Raw genomic sequence first — 18,038 nt, 5'->3', positions numbered from 1 at the left:
GGAGGGGCTTGCGGTCGACGCGGATCGGTGGCTAGCCTTCAGTCTCACGTTAGTCCATACATTTGATGAAGTAAGTCTGGATCGTCCCAAACGAAGGAGTTTGCATGATTGACGTGGGCAAGTTGAGATCGATCAGGGCCGGCGCAGTGGCGCTCGCCCTGGTCACAGCGGGGTTCGTGGCGATGTCGCCCACCCCGGCCATGGCGACCACGGCGGATGCCACCGCGGTCTTCACGGCCACACCGCAGCTGACCGGTATCAACGGCGTCCGGCCGGGGGACAACTCCGCCACGGCGGGGATGGTGGCCACCGCGGTGGATGGCCGCGAGTGCTGGCAGATGCGCAATGACCCCGCCGTCCGGTACCTCTACGTCGACGTCGCGGATTCGGTGATCCCCAGTGGGGCGAAGCGCGCCATCGTCACGATGGACTACTACGACGCCGGCACCTCGAACATGCTGGTCAACTACAACTCGACCACCAACGCCTGGGCGAACTCGAGTCTGTACCGGTTGACCGACACCGGCACCTGGCGCACGCACTCGTTCGAGCTGAGCGACATCAAGTTCACCAACCGGGCGAACGGATCCGACTTCCGGCTCCAGGTGCAGGCAGCGGACGGTGCCATTCCACCCGTGTGCATCTCCCGCATCGACGTGCGGTTCAGCGATCTGCCGGTCGCCGCGCTCGACTCGCTCGCGATCATGAACTCCTCCCTGATCTTCCACACGGGAGAGGCCTCCGTGCAGGTGGCGACTCCCGCGGATGAAGTGACGTGGCGACTCGGCGACGCGGACGATGTGCAACTGCGCACCGGGACGACGACGGTCACCGATGGTGATGGGGCGATTGATCTCACCGACCTGCCGTTCGGCTACTACACACTCAGCGTCACCGCGGACGTCGGATATCCGGTGACGCGGACCACCTCCCTGGCCGTGCTCGATGACCCGCCGCCAGGCTGGAATGGCGAGGACGCCTTCTTCGGAACGCAGATCCATCGCGGACACCAGCCGCGCGCGCACACCGACGCGCTCATCGACGCCATGGTCCTCGCCGGATATGGCATGAGCCGCATCGAGACCACCTGGAGTGAGGTGGAGAAGACCGCCGGGAACTACTCCTTCGACAGCGAGGGCGTGCGCGTCGTGGGCGCGCTCGCGGATCGTGGCCAGCAGGTGATGTGGAACGCCGGTCTCACCAGCCCGCTCTACGACAACAACCGGACGCCCGCGAGCCCGCAGGCCATCGCCGCCTTCGCCGCGTATGTGGGCGCAACCGCCGCGCACTACAGTGCAGCGGGCGACTCGCACGACATCGGCATCCTCAACGAGTACAACTCCACCGGCTTCAACAACGGCACCTGCGGGCTGACCGCCGCGTGCTACCTGCAGATCCTGAAGCCGGCACGCGCCGCAGCTCATGCCGCCGACCCGGACGCGAACGTGATCGCCCCGATCACGGCGGGCATCCAGCTCGCCTGGGCGCAGGACTTCATCGCTCAGGGCGGTCTCGACCATCTCGACACCTACGCCACCAACTTCTACGGCTATGCGCAGAATGGCGCCGGCACGGCGCCGGAGGCAACCACGGAACTTGCGAACCTGCAACAACTGACCGCAATGATCGATGCCGCTGACGGAGATCGCAACATCCCGGTGCGCATCACGGAGAACGGCTGGCCGACGCACAACGCGGGTTCCACTCAGGCCCAGCAGGCGGACTACGCCATTCGCGGTCCGCTGCTCGCGCAGCTCGCCGGGGCGGACGAGTACCTCTGGTACGACCTCTACGACGACGGATTCAACGCGGGTGAACGCGAGGATCGCTTCGGCCTCATCAACCGCGCCGATGACACGGCGTGCTTCCAGTGGAAGTGCCCGGGTGACAACTACACCTACGGCGGTGTCCACGGGATCAGCCCCAAGCCCGGTTTCGTGTCCCAGGCGGTGGCCATCCGTCAGACGGTGGGCAAGCACCTCACCGGTCGCGAGGATCTCGGTTCGGCGTCGGCGTACAGCCTGCGTTACGACACCGCGAACGCCACGGAGACGACGCGCGCGATGTGGAGCACCGGCACCGACGCGGTCAGCGTGGATGCGCAGAACGGCTTCACGCTGATCGATCAGTTCGGGCGCGCCACGACCTACCCGAAGGGCGTGTCGACGCTCGTGCTGACCGGATCGCCCGTGTTCGTGAAGGGTGAGGTGACGGTGGCGCCCGCGACGAGTCCGGTCACCCTGGATGTGCCTGAGACGTGGGTGCAGGGCGCCGATCTGCCGATCACCGTCACCGCCGGTGACGACATCACAGGAGGTCCGCTGACCATCGAGAGCTCTGGCGTGGTGCAGGAGGTGAACCTCGCCTCTGAGAAGTCGGCGTCCTTCACCCTCCCCGGCACCCTGCGTCTGGGTGAGCGGGAGGTGGCGGTCACGCTCACCGACAAGAAGGGCCGTCTCGTGGCACAGACACGTCGCGCGACGACCGTGGTCGATCCGTATGTCGTCTCGGCACGGCCCTCGATCCAGACCAGCGCGGAGGGCTACACGTATGGGCTGGATGTCAGCATCGTGAACAACGCCGCTGGTACCGACGTCACCATCGATGACATCGACTGGAAGATCGGCACGCAGTCGGGCACGGTGTCCGATGCGGTCACCGTGCCCGCGGGCGAGACCGTCACCGTCTCCGTACCGATCGCGGACCCGAAGCTGTTCGCGACCCAGACGTACTCCGTCGCGGCGCACTCCGGCGCTCTGACCCGCTCGGACACGGGCCCGCTCAGCTTCTCGCCGATCGAGAAGGACGACGCGCCGACGCTGAACCCGATCGATCTGAACACCCTCGGCAAGTGGAATGCGATCCGCACCGGAACGCGCACCGGAACCGCGGACCTGGGCGGTTCGCTGCGCTTCACGGCGACGGATGACGCGCTCGTGCTGCACGCGGTGATCACGGATGACGTGCACCAGGCTGATCGCACCGATCCCGCGCTGAGCTGGCAGGCGGATTCCATCCAGTTCAACACGTACGACCTGTTCCCGACGACGCTGGGTGGAGAGCGTGTGGAGATCGCCGCGGCACTGTACGCGAGCGGTCCGGTGGTCTACACGTTCACCGCTCCCACCGGCCAGGCGGCGGGTCTCACCCCGGGCGCCGTGGCGGACATCGTTCGTGACGACGCGGCAGGCACGACGACCTACGACGTGTCGGTGCCGTGGTCCGCGCTCGGATTCGATGCGCCTCCGACGGGTGCGTGGGGTCTGTCGTTCCTCGTGAATGACGCCGATGGCAATGTGCCCGGGACTGACGCACGCTCCGGATGGCTCGAATGGGGTGCGGGTGTCGGCGCCGCCCCGAAGAACCCGGCGCTGTTCAAGTCGGTGCAGTTGGTCGGCTGACGCCGAACCGTGGGGGGGCCGGGCCCCCCCCGCCCCCCCCCGCCCACCCGGGCGGGGCCCGGGACCCCCGGGCCCCGCACGGTCCCCTTCTTCCACCCACTACCCTGGAGAGCCATGCAGCGCCTGACGCATGACGCCGATGTCACCGTGATCGGCGGCGGCCCCGCGGCCGTCGCGGCCGCCATCGCTGCGGCGCGCAACGGTGCGCGCGTCGCGCTGATCAACAACCGGCCGGTCCTGGGCGGCAACTCCTCCAGTGAGGTCCGCGTGTGGATCGTGGGTGCCGCCGCGCACGGCGCTCAGAAGTTCGCACGGGAGACCGGGATCATGGGCGAGCTGTTCCTGGAGAACCAATGGCGCAACCCGGAGGGGAACCCGATCCTGTGGGATCACGTGCTGCTGGACGCTGTGCGCGCCGAGGAGCGCATCACGCTCTTCCTGAACACCGATGTGCACGAGGTGGACGCGGACGGTCCCGAGGATCGCCGCATGATCCGCTCGGTCACCGGATGGCAGAGCGGATCGGAGAAGCTCATCCGCTTCGAGTCGCCCGTGTTCATCGACTGCACCGGTGACGGCCTGGTCGGCTATCTGGCCGGGGCTCGCTTCATGAGCGGGCGGGAGGACCGGGCCGCGCATGGCGAGGACTGGGCGCCCGAGACCGCGGACGGCCGGATGCTCGGCAGCACCATCCTGTTCTATACGAAGGACACCGGCGCCCCCGTGCGGTTCATCCCTCCGGGCGTCGCACGCGACGTCGTGGCGGCGGGAATCCCGATCCGTCGGCACATCGACACCGCCATGAACGGGTGCGACTACTGGTGGATCGAATGGGGCGGTGAACGCAATGCCGTCGATGACAATGAGGCCATCCGAGACGAGCTCTGGGGTGTCGTCTTCGGGATCTGGGACCACATCAAGAACTCCGGTGAGTTCGACGCGGACACCCTCACGCTGGAATGGGTCGGAACGATCCCCGGGAAGCGGGAGTATCGCCGGTTCGTCGGCGACCACGTGCTCACCCAGCAGGACATCCTTGAACAGACCCGGTTCCCCGACAACGTGGGCTTCGGCGGGTGGTCCATCGACCTGCATCCGCCCGGAGGCGTGTACTCCGACGATGCGGGATCGCGGCACCTGCACGGACCGGGACTCTATGAGATCCCCTTCCGCTCGCTCTACTCGGTGAACGTGTCGAACATGCTCATGGCCGGCCGCGACATCTCGGCAACGCACGTCGCGTTCGGGACGACTCGGGTGATGGCCACTTGTGCCGTGACCGGCGAGGCTGCGGGGACCGGAGCGGCGCTCGCGGTCCGTCACGGGGTGACCCCGCGTGAACTCGTGCGATCGCACCGGGCGGAGCTGCACCGGACTCTGATCCGTCAGGACGCGTCCGTCCTCGGCATCGAATGGGACGACCCCGCCGATCTGGCACTGACGGCGGAGGTGACAGCCTCCACCACGGCGAGGGAGCTGGCCAGTGCGGGGGAGGGGGAGCGAATCCCGCTCGCCGACGTTGACTTCGCTCTGCTCCTGCCGGTGGATCCGCGGCTGGACACCGTCACGCTCGGAGTCCACGTCGAGTCGGAGACCACGGCGGTGGTCGAGCTGTGGGGGACCAGGAACGGGCTGAACCACATCCCCGTCGACCTCATCATGCGGCGGGAGGTGGTCCTCCGGGGCGGCGACGACGAGCTGCCGGTCCGGTGCGACTTCGCACCGGACCGACCCCAGGACGTGGTGGTGCTGGTGCGCCGGAATCCGTCCCTCGCCGTCGTGGTGGGTGACGAGACGCCTCCCTACGGCGTGCTGGGCCTGTTTGCCCGCGAGCCCGGGGTCGTCATGGCGGATGCACAGACGAACGAGTGGTCCGCACGCGAACTGCGTCGGCGCTCGCCGCGCTTCCGGGCGGAACCGGTGACCGCGGCATACGAAGCGCGCAGAGCAGTGGGGGGACTCGCCCGTCCTTTCGCCGGACCGCAGCTCTGGTGCTCCGAGACGCTCGGTGAGCAGGAGTGGCTGCGCCTGGATTGGCACCGCGATGTGAGCATCGCTCGCATCGAGCTGATCTTCAATGACGACGTCCATGAGGACCTCATCAATCTGCATCACCACACCACGCCGTTCCCGGTGATGCCCGAGCTGGTCCGCGACTATCGCGTCGAGATGCGAGACGCGCGCGGCTGGCGTGAGGTGGTCCGGGTCGCGGACAATCGCGTCCGTCGGCGCGTCCACGACATCCCCAGTACATCCGCCGATGCCCTCCGCCTCGTCGTCACGGCGACCAATGGTGCCTCGCGCGTGATGGTGGCATCCATCCGCGTCTTCGGCTGACCGCCGTTCCCCGGAGAGACGCACCGTCCGTACGGCGTCGCGGGGCATGATGAGCACTCGCTTGACTAACTCAATCAACTTGATTTAAGGTGTGGAACACCGACCACATCTCAACGAAGAGGGAAACCGTGCACGACAACCGGCTCATCGTGGAAGCTCGTCTCGAGCGTTTCATCGCCGAGTTCCTCACCCCTGCGATCTATCGCCGCGCCCACCCGCTTGAGGTGGCGGCCTTCGAGGTCGCGGACGAGCCCATCCCGGCGGCCGACGCACTGAGCGGCGCGTACGAGCCGATCTCGTTGCCGTACCGCTGGGGCCGTCCCTGGTCCACCGTCTGGTTCCGCGCGCGGGGAGAGGTTCCCGCCGACTGGTTCGACGCGAACGGCGAGCTGCCGGCAGGAACGACCGTCGAGCTGCTGGTGGACCTCGGCTTCATCGGCGATCGTCCGGGCTTCCAGGCAGAAGGGCTGGGCTACCGCGCCGACGGGTCGATCATCAAGGCGGTCTCCCCCCGAGCCTCCTACCTTCCCTGGGACGGCCGGCGTGAGGTCGAGTTCTATGTGGAGGCGGCCGGCAACCCCGACGTCGCCGGTGAGTACGATTTCCTCCCCACCCCGCTGGGAAGCAAGGCCACGGCTGGTGCGGAGCCGCTGTACACCGCGAAGCAGTTCGCGGTCGGCCTGCTCGATCTGAACGTGTGGGAGCTCTCGCGCGACGTGTGGACGCTCGACGGACTCATGCGTGAGCTCAGTCCGGAGGCTCCGCGCCGCCACCTCATCCTGCGCGCCCTGGAGCGGATGATGGACACCGCCGATCCTCGCGACATCGCGGGAACCGCCGCCGCCGCACGCGCGGAGCTGGCGGACGTGCTGGCCAGCCCCGCCCACGCCAGCGCGCACGAGATCGTGGCCATCGGTCACGCGCACATCGACTCCGCCTGGCTGTGGCCCTTCCGCGAGACCATCCGCAAGTGCGCGCGCACCTTCTCCAACGTGCTCACCCTCATGGACGAGCACCCCGAGTTCCGCTTCGCGTGCTCCTCAGCGCAGCAGCTGAAGTGGATGAAGGACTCCTATCCGCAGCTCTTCGAGCGCATCCGGGAGAAGGTCGCCACCGGCCAGTTCATCCCGGTCGGCGGGATGTGGGTGGAACCCGACATCAACATGCCCGGCGGTGAGGCGATGGCGCGCCAGTTCGTCGCGGGCAAGCGCTTCTTCCTGGAGGAGTTCGGCATCGACACCCGGGAGGTCTGGGTCCCGGACACGTTCGGCTACTCCGCCGCCTTCCCGCAGATCATGGCCGCATCGGGATCGTCCTGGTTCGTCACGCAGAAGATCTCCTGGAATCAGACCAACCAGATGCCGCACCACACGTTCCTCTGGGAGGGCATCGACGGCACCCGGGTGCTCACGCACTTCCCCTCTGCCGACACCTACATCTCCGAGCTCTCCGGCGCCGAGCTCGCACACGCCGAGCGCAGCTTCCGTGAGGCCGGAGCCTCGTCGCTCTCGCTCATCCCCTTCGGATGGGGCGACGGCGGCGGCGGACCGACCCGCGAGATGATCGCCGCCGCTGCACGACTCGGTTCGCTGGAGGGGTCACCGAAGGTCAGCATCGACTCGCCGCAGCGCTTCTTCGAACGCGTGGAGCAGGAGTACCCCGACCCGCCGGTCTGGTCCGGGGAGCTGTACCTGGAGCTTCATCGCGGCACGCTCACCTCACAGCACCACACCAAGCAGGGAAACCGACGCAGTGAGCATCTGCTGCGGGAAGCGGAGCTGTGGGCCGCCACTGCCGCCGTTCGCGAGGGCACCGCGTACCCGTACGACGAGCTGGAGCGTGCATGGCACGATGTGCTGCTGAACCAGTTCCACGACGTCCTGCCCGGATGCTCCATCGCGTGGGTGTACGAGGACGTCGCCCGGATGTACGCCGGCGTGGCGGAGGTCGCCGAGCGCACCATCGCCGATTCCGTGCGCGCCCTCGTGGGCGAGGGGGAGCGCGAGCTCGTCCTCAACGCCCGTCCGCAGGTGCACGATGCCGTTGCCGCGCTCGCGATCGGTGAGGCGGAGCCGGCCGCCGCGGGCGCGACGGTCACGGCCGTCGATGATCGGTTCGTTCTCGACAACGGCGTGGTGCGTGCGGAGATCGATGGACGGGGGCTCCTCGTCTCCCTCTTCGACGCCGCGTCCGGACGTGAGGCGATCGCACCCGGCGACGCCGGAAACCTGCTGCGTCTCTTCCGCGACATCCCGAACAAGTGGGACGCCTGGGACATCGATGAGCACTATCGCAGCGTGAGCACCGACCTCACCTCGCCGATCTCCGTGCGGGCCGTACAGGAGGACGGCGTTGCGTCGGTCGTCATCGAGCACCGCACCGGCGACTCGCACCTCACCCAGACCCTTCGGCTGGAGACCGGCGCCGCCGCCGTCGAGATCCACCACGACATCGACTGGCACGAGACCCGTCACCTGCTCAAACTGGTGTTCCCGCTGGACATCCACGCCGACCGGACGTCGGCTGAGACGCAGTTCGGGCACGTCTACCGCCCCACTCACACGAACACCTCGTGGGATGCGGCGCGGTTCGAGATCTCCATGCACCGCTGGGTCCACGTGGGTGAGCCCGGTTACGGCGTCGCCATCTCGAACGAGTCCGTGTACGGGCATGATGTCCGCCGCGACACCCGCGCGGATGGCGGCACCACCACCACGGTCAGCCTGTCGCTGCTGCGCGCCCCGGTGTTCCCGGACCCGGAAGCGGACCAGGGCCGGCAGCAGTTCACGGTCGCGATCCGTCCCGGCGCCGGAGTGCGCGACGCGGTGGACGAGGGATACCGGATCAACCTGCCCGCCAGAACCGTACGGGGCGATCACTCCGTGGCACCGCTGCTGAGCGTGTCCCACCCGGCTGTTCGCGTGGAGTCGGTCAAGCTCGCCGAGGACCGTTCCGGGGACCTCATCGTCCGCCTCTACGAGTCGGAGGGTGCCCGCGCCTCGACGGATATCCTCTTCGATGTCCCCGGCGCTTGCGGCCTGCGCGTCGTCGACCTGCTCGAGCGCGATGTCGAGGCCCCCGCAGGGACCGTGCTCGAGCAGTCCTCAGCGCGCCTCACGCTGCGTCCCTTCCAGCTTCTCACCCTCCGTCTGGCCCGGAAGGACGGGACCGCACGGCACTGAGAGGGCGACGATCATCGTCGCCGAAACCCCTGATGCACCACATGATCACTACGAAGGAGTAGCAATGCTCACATCACGCACGAGGAGTTCACTGGGGCTCGCCGCATTCGCGACGACCGCAGCGCTCGTCCTCACCGGGTGCTCCGGCGAAGCCGCCGGGGAGCCGCAGAAGCCCGCGGCCGTCGACACAGCGGCACCTGTGACGATCACCATCGGCGAGAAGCCCACCTCAGACCAGGAGGCGGCCCTGAAAGCGCTGGATGACCAGGTCGCCAAGTTCCAGGATCTCTACCCGAACATCACCGTGAAGACGGAGGAGACGCGATACGACGCTTCCACCTTCGGCCCCCTGCTGGTCGGCGGCACCGCGCCCACCACCGTCGGCATTCCGTTCACCGATATGAACGCGCTCATCGAACGCGGTCAGGCGGCGGACATCACGGACTACATCGAGAAGGGCTCGATTCTCAGCGAACTGAACCCCACGCTGCAGGATGTGGTGACCCAGGACGGTCGTCAGTACGGTGTCGTCCGTCAGGCGTACTCCATGGCGCTGATCTACAACCGCGCGCTCTACACGCAGGCGGGCCTGGACCCCGACAAGGTGCCCACCTCCTGGGAGGGCATCCTGCAGAACGCGCAGACGATCACCGAGAAGACCGGCAAGACCGGCTTCATCATCCCCACCACGGGAAACCAGGGCGGCTGGCTGCTGACCACGATGTCGTACGCGAACGGCTCGCTGGTGGAGAAGACCGAAGGGGAGAAGACCGAGGTCACCATCGACACCGACGCCATGGCGGCATCGCTGCAGTTCCTGCACGATCTGCGCTGGAAGGCCAACGCCGCCGGAGCGAACTTCCTGCTCGGCGGGGACGACATCCGCAACGAGCTGGGTGCCGGAAACATCGGTCAGACCATCAACGGCGGCTCCATCTACGGCGACCTCGTCATCAACCGCGGGATGGCCGGCGAGGATGTGGGTATCGCCCCGATGCCGCAGAGCAGCAGTGGCCTCGGCGCGCTCGGTGGCGGCACGATCCAGTGGTTCAACCCGAAGGCGACCCCGGAGGAGCTGGCCGCCGCGTTGAAGTGGACCGAGTTCCAGTGGATGAACAAGTACGTGGACGAGAAGGCCGCGGTCACGGCAGCGCAGGCGATCAAGGCCGACAACCGCCCCGTCGGCGCCCCCGAGCTGCCGCTGATCGATGACGCGGCGTACGAGGAGTACCTCGGCTGGATCAAGGACGAGATCACCGTGGACCGTGCCGCCTACGCGGCCTACCTCGACAGCACGCTGCCGGTTCTGCCGGAGCCTGCGGCGAAGGCCCAGGAGCTGTACGCGGCGCTCGACCCGATCGTGCAGGCCGTCCTGACCGACGAGAAGGCCGACATCGCGAAGCTGCTGACGGACGCGCAGTCCGCCGTGCAGGCCATCGTCGACGCCGGCTGACGCCCGCCGTCGCGGGCACCGTTCTACGGTGCGCGCGACGGCACATCTCCTCCCTCCCGAAACGACGACAGGATCGACGTATGACGCAAGTGACAACGGCTGCGATGCGACGGCGCTCGCAGCCCTGGGGCAAGCGCCTGATGGTGTGGGCGCGCGGGGGCGGCATCACGACCTTCCTGTTCTTCGTCCCGCTCCTGTTCTGCTTCGGCTATTTCGCGTGGTGGCCGATCCTGCGCAGCCTCCAGCTCGCGCTGCAGAAGACGAACCTCGTCACCGAACCGACATGGGTGGGCTTGGCGAACTTCCAGCGCGTGCTCGCCGACCCGCTGCTGGGCACCGCGGTGGGCAACACGGTGCTCTTCGCCGTGCTGGCGATGGCGATCGGATTCCCGCTTCCGGTGCTCATGGCGACCTTCATGGCGGAGATGCGCCGCACGCGCCAGCTGGCCAGTGTGCTGGCGTACCTGCCCGTGATCATCCCGCCGGTGGTGGCGGTGCTGCTGTGGAAGCAGTTCTACGATCCGTCGGCCAACGGCTTGTTCAACAGCGCTCTCGGTGCCGTGGGCATCGGCCCGCTGCCGTTCCTGCAGAGCGGTGACACGGCCATGCTGTCCATCGTGGTGATGGCCACCTGGGCCGGCTTCGGGCAGGCGACGATCATCTATCTGGCCGCGCTGATGTCCGTTCCGCCCGAGCTGTACGAGGCCGCCGAGGTCGACGGCGCCCGCGTGGTCCGGCGCTTCTGGCACATCACCTTGCCGCAGATGCGCGGCATCATGCTGCTCATGCTGCTGTTGCAGATCATCGGCACGATGCAGGTGTTCACGGAGCCGTTCGTGATGACCGGCGGCGGACCCGTCAACCGGACCACCACGGTGCTGATGCTCATCTACAACTACGCGTTCCAGCAGGGCGACTACGGCAAGGCGACGGCGCTGAGCCTGCTACTGGCGCTGGTGCTGTGCATCGTCTCCGCCGTCTACCTGCGCCTCACCCGGAGTTGGAGCAAGTCATGACCGCCACCCTTCCCGCTCCCGACACCCGCGCGGTCGTCACGGGCCGCGATCTCCTCACCGATGCCGAAACGCCTCGCCGGCGCCGCCGCCGGGCGGAGGAGCCGCAGGACCGCACGAACATCTCCGACCTGGAGCGCCAGCGCACCCGCGTGCGTGTCGGGCTCTGGATCCTGAACGCGGTGCTCATCGTGTTCCTCCTCGTCATCTCCGCTGGACCGTTGCTGTGGCTGGCGAAGGCTGCGCTGTCGACGTCGCAGGACATCCTGCGTGAACCGTTCGGCTGGTGGCCGAGCGGCATCCAGTGGCAGAACCTCGCCGATGCGTGGGTCAAGATCAACATCGGCCAGTACCTGTGGAACACGGTGCTGGTGGCGGTGGGGGTCTGGTTCTTCGGGATGCTGGTGGCCCTCACCGGTGGCTACGGGATCTCGATCCTCCGCCCCCGCTATGCCAAGGTGATCAACGCCCTCGTGCTGGCGACACTCTTCATCCCCGGCGTGGTCTCGCTGATCGCGCAGTATGTGACCGTGCTGGACATGCCGCTGCTGCACTGGAACCTGATCAACACGTTCTGGGCGGTATGGCTGCCCGGCGCGGCGAGCGCATTCAACGTGCTGCTGGTGACGCGGTTCTTCGACGCGCTGCCGAAAGACGTGTTCGAGGCGGCGAAGATCGATGGCGCCGGCCCGTTCCAGATCTTCTGGCGCATCGTTCTGCCGATGTCCAAGCCGATCATCGGCGTCACCTCGCTCATCACGGTGATCGGAGCGTGGAAGGAGTTCCTCTGGCCGTTGCTGGTGCTGCCCAGCCCCGCGCTGCAGCCGCTCTCGGTCGGCCTGTACCGGGTGACGGCCTCCGCCGAGCAGAGCCTGCTGATGGCGGGCATGTTCATCTCCGTCGTCCTGCCGGTGGTGCTGTTCCTGATCTTCCAGAAGCAGTTCCTGCGAAGCGCGGGTCAGGCCGGCGCCATCAAGGGCTGACCAACGAAGAGGACCGCCGCTCCCGGATTCGGGAGGGGCGGTCCTCTTCGTGTGCGGGTCAGAGAGCGTCGACGAGCGAGTCCAGGAACGCGAAGTGCTTGCGCACATGGGTCCACTGGCCACCCTCGTGGCCGTTGTAGGGGTAGACCTCGATCTGCTTCTCGCCGGCGTAGTGGTTGTACTGCGCATAGACCGTCGACGGCGGGCACACGGCATCGCACAGCGCCACCGAGTAGAGCGCTGGTGCGGTGGCGCGGGCGGCGAAGTTCACGCCGTCGAAGTAGCTGAGCACGCGGAAGACCTCCTCCTCCTCACCGCGGCGGGTCTGCAGGTAGCGCGTGAGCTCGCTGTACGGGGTGGAGTCGGTGATGCGCAGGGCGCGGCGGAAGTGGCTGAGGAACGGGACGTCGATCATCGCTCCGGCGAGCCCCTCGCTGAGACCCGCGGCCGCGACCGCGATCCCGCCGCCCTGACTGCCGCCCGCCACGATCACCTTGTCGGGATCGACGGCCGGGTGGGTGCGTACCGCATCCACGGCGCGAACCGCGTCGGTGAAGATGCGCCGGTAGTAGTAGGTCTCAGGCGCGTCGATACCGCGAGAGAGCTGCCCGGGCACCTGCGGTTCGCCGCCGTGGGGATCTGCCGTGTGAGATGCGTATCCGCCGCTTCCCTGTCCGCGGCTGTCCATCACGAACAGCGCGTATCCGGCGCTCGGGAGCGCAGTCCACTGCTCCGGGACGCCGCGGCCGCCGCTGTAGCCGATGTACTGCACCACGGTGGCCCGCACCAGCTCCGGGTGCCGGATGAACCAGCCCTTCACGGGCTGCCCGGCGAATCCCGGGAAGGTCACGTCCTCGACGATGAGCCCGCGCAGCGGGGAATCGATCCTGGTGAAGACGGGGTCGCCGTGCTGGCGTGCTTCGGCGATGGTCTCACGCCAGAAGGCGTCGAAATCGCTCGGCTCCTCGCGGTCGGGAAGGTACGCCTCCAACTGGTCGATGGGCAGGTCGAACTGGGCCATGGTGCTCTTTTCTGGGAGGGGGAGGGATCAGATCGTTCTCTGGGGGAGGGGTCAGATCGGGCGGAGGGCGATGCACGCGTGATCGAGGCGCGAACCGGGCCCGGTGGGCGCGACGAGGCGAAGATCGCCGGCCTCTGCACGAACGATATCGTCCCCCACGACGGCCGAGACCTCGGCGTCCGGGGCCGGGTCGGCGCTGAGGCGCAGCGCACCCACCGCGAAGGTCTCGCCCAGATCGGAGATGATCACGTCTTCCGGCTCATCGGCATCGATCCAGGCGATGTCGATGAGCACCTCATCGCCCACGCTCACGCGAGCTCGGACGTCCGCGCCACGCGCCCGCGCAGCGGCCAGCCGCCAATCCAGGTGCAGTCCCGCGGTGTCGATCTGGACCCGGTGGGCATCCGTGACGACGGCACCGGATTCCCTCAGCGTGCCGTCGACACGGACCGCGTCCGCCGGCGCACCGACGATGCGGAAGCGGATGATCAGCTCGCGCGTGGAGACAGCCGCCCCGGGGGCGATGGTGTCGAGATGGATGTGGGCATCGCCCGAGGGGGTCGCCGGCGCCACCGCCCACAGCACGGTGCCGTCCTCCTGTACCGACCGGAAGGATCCGCCCGCGAAGCCGTGGCCATCGCGCATCACCTGGATCTCGACGGAGCGAGCCGGCTGCGTGATGTCGGTGGGGTCATCGCCCGGCTCGGCCCAGAATCCGAGGATCGGGCGCCGCTGCACCCAGGTGTCGCTGAAGTTGACGCTGCCGAGGGTGACGCCGCGGTCGAACCAGGTGGTCCCGACGGTCGGCACCACCACGCTGTCCTGGCCCATCGCCCCGGCGGCGGAGATCCCCGCCACCTGCCCCGGGACATAGTGGGTCTGTGCGAACGTCTCGCTCACGGTGCGTCCCGCCTCTTCGCGATCCAGCAGGGGGCGCAGGTCCGCGGGGATGCGATAGTCCAGCACGGCATCCTGCATGAGGTTGATGTCGGGGCGGATCTCTCCGCGTGAGAGCAGCGGCCAGGTGTCGCCAGCCACCGCCTGCAACGGGGTGAGCACGCCCAGGCGGACGTGCACGTCGGTGACGTAGCAGCGGGCCATGGGCCCGCTGAGCTGGCCGGTGGCGGGATGCCAGTGGCGCAGGAAATGCTCCCACGCGAGGCGTTCGAGGTCGGCGGCCGCGGCGTGGACGCTCGGATCGTCGATGTACTGCCGAATGGCCGTCAGCGCCTGCATCACCACGTTCCAGTAGGTGGGGGAGTTGTACTCGGCGAAGCTCCCCTGTTCCAGCAGGGAGGAGTGCAGACGCTCCAGACGATGGCGGCCGTACTCGCGCAGCTCCGCGTCACCGAGCAGCTCGCCGGCGACCAGGGTGACGAATGTGCCCTTCACCGCGATGTTGGTGTAGTCCAGGTCGACGTTGCGTCGGATGATCGACCGCGCCGCATGTCCGAGTGCCGTGAGCGCCCGCGAACGGAGTCCGGCATCGAGCGCATCGCCATGGCGCCGCAACAGGATGGCGAGACACTCGCCGATGAAGTCCGCCCAGTTCCAGTCCGGCGGGTTCATCTCCGCCAGTGGCTCCTCGGCCCAGTACGACCAGATGCCGTAGGTCTCGCTGGCCGGGTCGGTGTCCTGCAGCTCGATCACCCGCGCGAGCACGCGTGCGGCGCGTGCGGTGCGTGCCTCACCATCGATCTCGGTGTCTCCGGCAGCGTCCAGCTCCAGAAGGGCGAGCGCGTACCAGAGGCTCTCGCGCACGCGGTGCGCCCGGCCGGAGACGATGCGCGTGTGGATCGGGTTGAACGTCGCCTCGGACAGCAGGAGGTCCCAGCCGGGATCGTAGTCGGCGTCGCCGGCGCGACGTGCGGAATCGAGGATGCGCTGATCGGCGGTGAACAGGGTGGCGGTCATGGGGTGCTGCCTTCGTCGGGGAGATCGTCGAGTGTGTGCATGGCCAGGCCGAGTGCGCGCGCCTCCGCGACGATCTCGGCCAGACGGGCGGGGTGGAGGTGATTCGCATCGCTTCGAGCGGCGATGTCATGTGCGTACAGCACCAGCGAGGCGTCGTGGTCGGCTACGCAGCGCAGCAGGGCTGTGAGCGTGTCCGCGTCGGCGAGGTGGGCCACGGCGCCGCGGCCGGTGTCGACCCCGCGCGAGGGCAGCACGCGCGGGGCCGGGCCGGAGGGGATCACCGCGATGCGAGCCTCGTCCAGGTCCGCGGTGCGGGGTCCGCCACCGCGCAGATACGTGAAGCGCCGTAGCAGGACGGCATCGGTGGCATCGGAGCGCCGCGAGTTCGGATAGGCGAAGCAACGCGCCGTAGCTCCCAGCTCCCGCAGCGCCATGATGCTCGGATCGATCTCGAGTGCGAGATAGCCATCGTCGCCGTGCTCGTCGATGGTGGTGTCGGCGTTGCGGTGGCGCATGCCGTGCGATCCCACTGCGTGACCGTCATGGAGGAGGGTGCCCAGACCCGCGCGCTCGCGGTCGTCGAGCTCATCCGCTTCCATCACGAAGAAGGTCGCCCGCGCGCCCGCGGCATCGAGGATCGGCCGCGCCGCCACCCAGGAGTCGATGTGACGGTCATCGAAGGTCAGAAAGAGCCGCCCGCTCATCACGGAACCTCCCGCAACACGATCCCCCGGCGCCCGTCCGCCGTGATGTGGTTGTGCACGATCTGCGTGCCGTCGGGAGTGAAGGCGGGATGGGGGTGGAACGGATGCGTGCTGAACCGCGTGTGCCCGATGACCGTGCGCTCCCCGGTGGCCATGTCGATCACCACGATCGAGCTCTCGTCGCCCGCTCGGCTCCAGCCGCGGCCGGGCCGGGTCGCGCGTCCGGTGGTGTCCACCACAGCGCGGCTGCCGTCACGGCTGATGTTGCAGTGCCAGTCGCGTGGTCCTGCGCTGATGAGGCGCGGGGGACGGTCCACGGGAAACTCCCACAGGCCGCGCGGATCGGGACCCTCGCCGTATGCCACGGCGATGGCGCCCGCGCGGTGGAACATCCAGCGTTCGTGGCCGAGCTGCAGCGCGCATGACCCATCTGCGGAGAGCGCCCGCTGATCGGTGAGGTCGTCGCCGTGCGGAGCGCGGTGCGGGTGGAAGGCGTGAAGGCGGTCAGTGACCCGGTCCGCCGGCCCCTCGTGCGAGAGACCGATCCAGTCGGGGTCGGCGAGGGAGAACTGCACGTGATTGGCGAGCCAGGGCACACGCAACTGCTCGGTCGTGCGTCCCGTTCGCGTATCGATCAGCAGCAGGCGATGCTCGTCGCGTCGGTGTTCGATGGCGGCCACGACCGTGCCGTCGGGTGTGATCGCCACCAGGTGATCCAGTGAGGCGTCCTTCGCCGCACGGTGCAGCAGGCGGGATTCGCCGTTGTCCAGGCTGACGAGAAGCAGGTGTCCGGCTCGCGCGGTCACGAGCAACGGTGCGCGCAGGGCGACGTCGAACCAGAGGATCTCCTCGTCGGCCAGATACCCGAGATCGATGAGCTCGCTCGAAGCGCCGCTCGGGAGGTCCACCAGGTGCAGCGCGGCCCGGGTCGCGTCGCCCACCACGGCCCGGCCGTCGGGGGCGAACCCGTTGCTGTGCGGATAGGCGGCGTAGACATCCATGACGAGGAGATCCTCGTCGGGGGCTATGGACACCGGTCCGCCTCCTTGCGCGTCGTCGGTGCGGACCACTCTAATTCAAATTGGTGGAGTAAGTCCAGTGTGCCGTGCCACGAGATAGGGCACGATGGTGCGATGGAGCAGCTTCATGAGTTTCGGGCGATGAACGAGCACCTCGGCGAGTTCACCGACAGGCTCAACCCCGAGTTCCTCTCCGCTCACCCGCTCGACTCGTCGCTCGACCCGGCGAGCGTATACGGCCGCCGGACGCTGGACGTCTTCGACCTGGTCGATGTGACCGGTCGCGTCCTCATCACAGCGGGCCGCCCGGCTCCGGGTTTCGAACTGCTGTACGCCGCGCACGCGGAGATGTCCGCCGTGGTCAGCATCTCCTCCTCTTTCCCCGGAGCCGCACGCACGGAGGCGTTCTGGGTGAGCCGTCACGGGGTCACGCAATCCCGCTTTGCCACTCCTCCCGCGTCCGATGACGGCGTTCTGTGGCTGCAGCCGTTCGAGAGCCTCGCCCCCGCGGTGCTCGAGATCGCGGGCCTCGCGAACTCCACGGACGTGCCCGCGGAGTTCCGCGTGCCCGTGAAGCGATCTGCGGTGCGACCCCTCGCGCCGCGGGGCGAGGTCTTCGCCGCGATCGCCGACGCCATCCGGGGCGTCAGCCCCGGCATGGCCGAGCAACTGGACGCGGGCAACGGGCGGCAGCTGAGCTTCTCCGTCGATCTGGTGGACGAGGGTGGCCTGCAGAGCATCGACCACACGTGGGTGGTCACGCCTGTCGGCGCCCTGACCGTCGTCTTCGAGAAGGAGCGCATGTTCCGCCCGGACACTTTCATCACGAGCCTGAGTCTGTTCGAGCTCCGCCGTCGCATCGAGGATCTTCTTCCCGGCGAGGCGCAGCGTCGCTTCTGGAACAGGCTGGCGGCCGAGACGGCGGAAGCGCGGGTCGATACGACGATTCCCGGCTGATGCTCGCATCTCCTCCAGGGATGCGAGCATCGCCTATGCTCAGCCGGGAGGGGG

General features: G+C 68.0%; 11 protein-coding genes. 7 read left to right on the top strand and 4 right to left on the bottom strand.

What is annotated here, in order from left to right; genetic code table 11:
- Nucleotides 1-104: 104 nt before the first annotated feature.
- The 6 genes from LQ566_RS09165 to LQ566_RS09140 all read left to right on the top strand — a co-directional run bounded on the left by LQ566_RS09165 (nucleotide 105) and on the right by LQ566_RS09140 (nucleotide 12,369).
- Entirely contained in the window at nucleotides 105-3,401 is a 3,297-nt protein-coding gene (locus tag LQ566_RS09165; RefSeq protein ID WP_231091309.1) for a DOMON domain-containing protein, read from the top strand.
- A 114-nt stretch (nucleotides 3,402-3,515) separates the two neighbouring features.
- A complete protein-coding gene (locus LQ566_RS09160; RefSeq protein ID WP_231091308.1) occupies nucleotides 3,516-5,738 on the top strand; it encodes an FAD-dependent oxidoreductase in 2,223 nt (740 codons plus the stop codon).
- Between the two features lie 128 nt (nucleotides 5,739-5,866).
- Complete coding sequence (locus LQ566_RS09155; protein ID WP_231091307.1) at nucleotides 5,867-8,920, top strand: alpha-mannosidase; 3,054 nt, start codon at nucleotides 5,867-5,869, stop codon at nucleotides 8,918-8,920.
- 64 nt (nucleotides 8,921-8,984) lie between these two features.
- Nucleotides 8,985-10,373 carry an ABC transporter substrate-binding protein gene (locus tag LQ566_RS09150; RefSeq protein WP_231091306.1) on the top strand — a complete coding sequence of 463 codons (1,389 nt, stop codon included), beginning with the start codon at nucleotides 8,985-8,987 and terminating at the stop codon, nucleotides 10,371-10,373.
- Between the two features lie 80 nt (nucleotides 10,374-10,453).
- Complete coding sequence (locus tag LQ566_RS09145) at nucleotides 10,454-11,389, top strand: carbohydrate ABC transporter permease (protein WP_231091305.1); 936 nt, start codon at nucleotides 10,454-10,456, stop codon at nucleotides 11,387-11,389.
- Nucleotides 11,386-12,369, top strand: coding sequence for a carbohydrate ABC transporter permease (locus tag LQ566_RS09140; RefSeq protein ID WP_231091304.1), 984 nt, complete (start codon nucleotides 11,386-11,388; stop codon nucleotides 12,367-12,369). The genes LQ566_RS09145 and LQ566_RS09140 overlap by 4 nt, the downstream gene beginning before the upstream one ends.
- 58 nt (nucleotides 12,370-12,427) lie before the next feature.
- Here LQ566_RS09140 and LQ566_RS09135 read toward each other — a convergent pair whose 3' ends face one another.
- The 4 genes from LQ566_RS09135 to LQ566_RS09120 are packed head-to-tail and all read right to left on the bottom strand — an operon-like array spanning nucleotide 12,428 to nucleotide 17,042.
- Entirely contained in the window at nucleotides 12,428-13,390 is a 963-nt protein-coding gene (locus LQ566_RS09135; protein WP_231091303.1) for an acetylxylan esterase, read from the bottom strand.
- Nucleotides 13,391-13,441: 51 nt separating this feature from the next.
- Nucleotides 13,442-15,304, bottom strand: coding sequence for a DUF8769 domain-containing protein (locus tag LQ566_RS09130; protein WP_231091302.1), 1,863 nt, complete (start codon nucleotides 15,302-15,304; stop codon nucleotides 13,442-13,444).
- Nucleotides 15,301-16,008 (bottom strand): polysaccharide deacetylase family protein, encoded by a 708-nt coding sequence (locus tag LQ566_RS09125; protein WP_231091301.1) that lies wholly within the window; start codon nucleotides 16,006-16,008, stop codon nucleotides 15,301-15,303. The genes LQ566_RS09130 and LQ566_RS09125 overlap by 4 nt, the downstream gene beginning before the upstream one ends.
- The gene (locus LQ566_RS09120) at nucleotides 16,008-17,042 is read right to left on the bottom strand and encodes a beta-propeller domain-containing protein (protein WP_231091300.1); all 1,035 of its coding nucleotides are present in this window, start codon (nucleotides 17,040-17,042) and stop codon (nucleotides 16,008-16,010) included. The genes LQ566_RS09125 and LQ566_RS09120 overlap by 1 nt, the downstream gene beginning before the upstream one ends.
- A gap of 99 nt (nucleotides 17,043-17,141) precedes the next feature.
- On the opposite strand from LQ566_RS09120, the gene LQ566_RS09115 reads away from it, so the two are divergent.
- The gene (locus tag LQ566_RS09115) at nucleotides 17,142-17,984 is read left to right on the top strand and encodes a hypothetical protein (protein ID WP_231091299.1); all 843 of its coding nucleotides are present in this window, start codon (nucleotides 17,142-17,144) and stop codon (nucleotides 17,982-17,984) included.
- Nucleotides 17,985-18,038: the final 54 nt, after the last annotated feature.

This window comes from Microbacterium nymphoidis, assembly GCF_021044885.1.
In the GTDB taxonomy this organism is placed as follows: Bacteria; Actinomycetota; Actinomycetes; order Actinomycetales; family Microbacteriaceae; genus Microbacterium; species Microbacterium nymphoidis.
The sequence above is the reverse complement of the archived record's forward strand: the minus strand, read 5'-3'. Positions and strand labels throughout refer to the sequence as shown.

Excerpts from the sequence above, each read along its gene's own strand:
- LQ566_RS09165 (WP_231091309.1), top strand. The coding sequence starts at position 105 with ATGATTGACGTGGGCAAGTTGAGATCGATCAGGGCCGGCGCAGTGGCG.
- LQ566_RS09160 (WP_231091308.1), top strand. The coding sequence starts at position 3,516 with ATGCAGCGCCTGACGCATGACGCCGATGTCACCGTGATCGGCGGCGGC.
- LQ566_RS09150 (WP_231091306.1), top strand. The coding sequence starts at position 8,985 with ATGCTCACATCACGCACGAGGAGTTCACTGGGGCTCGCCGCATTCGCG.
- LQ566_RS09145 (WP_231091305.1), top strand. The coding sequence starts at position 10,454 with ATGACGCAAGTGACAACGGCTGCGATGCGACGGCGCTCGCAGCCCTGG.
- LQ566_RS09140 (WP_231091304.1), top strand. The coding sequence starts at position 11,386 with ATGACCGCCACCCTTCCCGCTCCCGACACCCGCGCGGTCGTCACGGGC.
- LQ566_RS09135 (WP_231091303.1), bottom strand. The coding sequence starts at position 13,390 with ATGGCCCAGTTCGACCTGCCCATCGACCAGTTGGAGGCGTACCTTCCC.
- LQ566_RS09130 (WP_231091302.1), bottom strand. The coding sequence starts at position 15,304 with ATGACCGCCACCCTGTTCACCGCCGATCAGCGCATCCTCGATTCCGCA.
- LQ566_RS09125 (WP_231091301.1), bottom strand. The coding sequence starts at position 16,008 with ATGAGCGGGCGGCTCTTTCTGACCTTCGATGACCGTCACATCGACTCC.
- LQ566_RS09115 (WP_231091299.1), top strand. The coding sequence starts at position 17,142 with ATGGAGCAGCTTCATGAGTTTCGGGCGATGAACGAGCACCTCGGCGAG.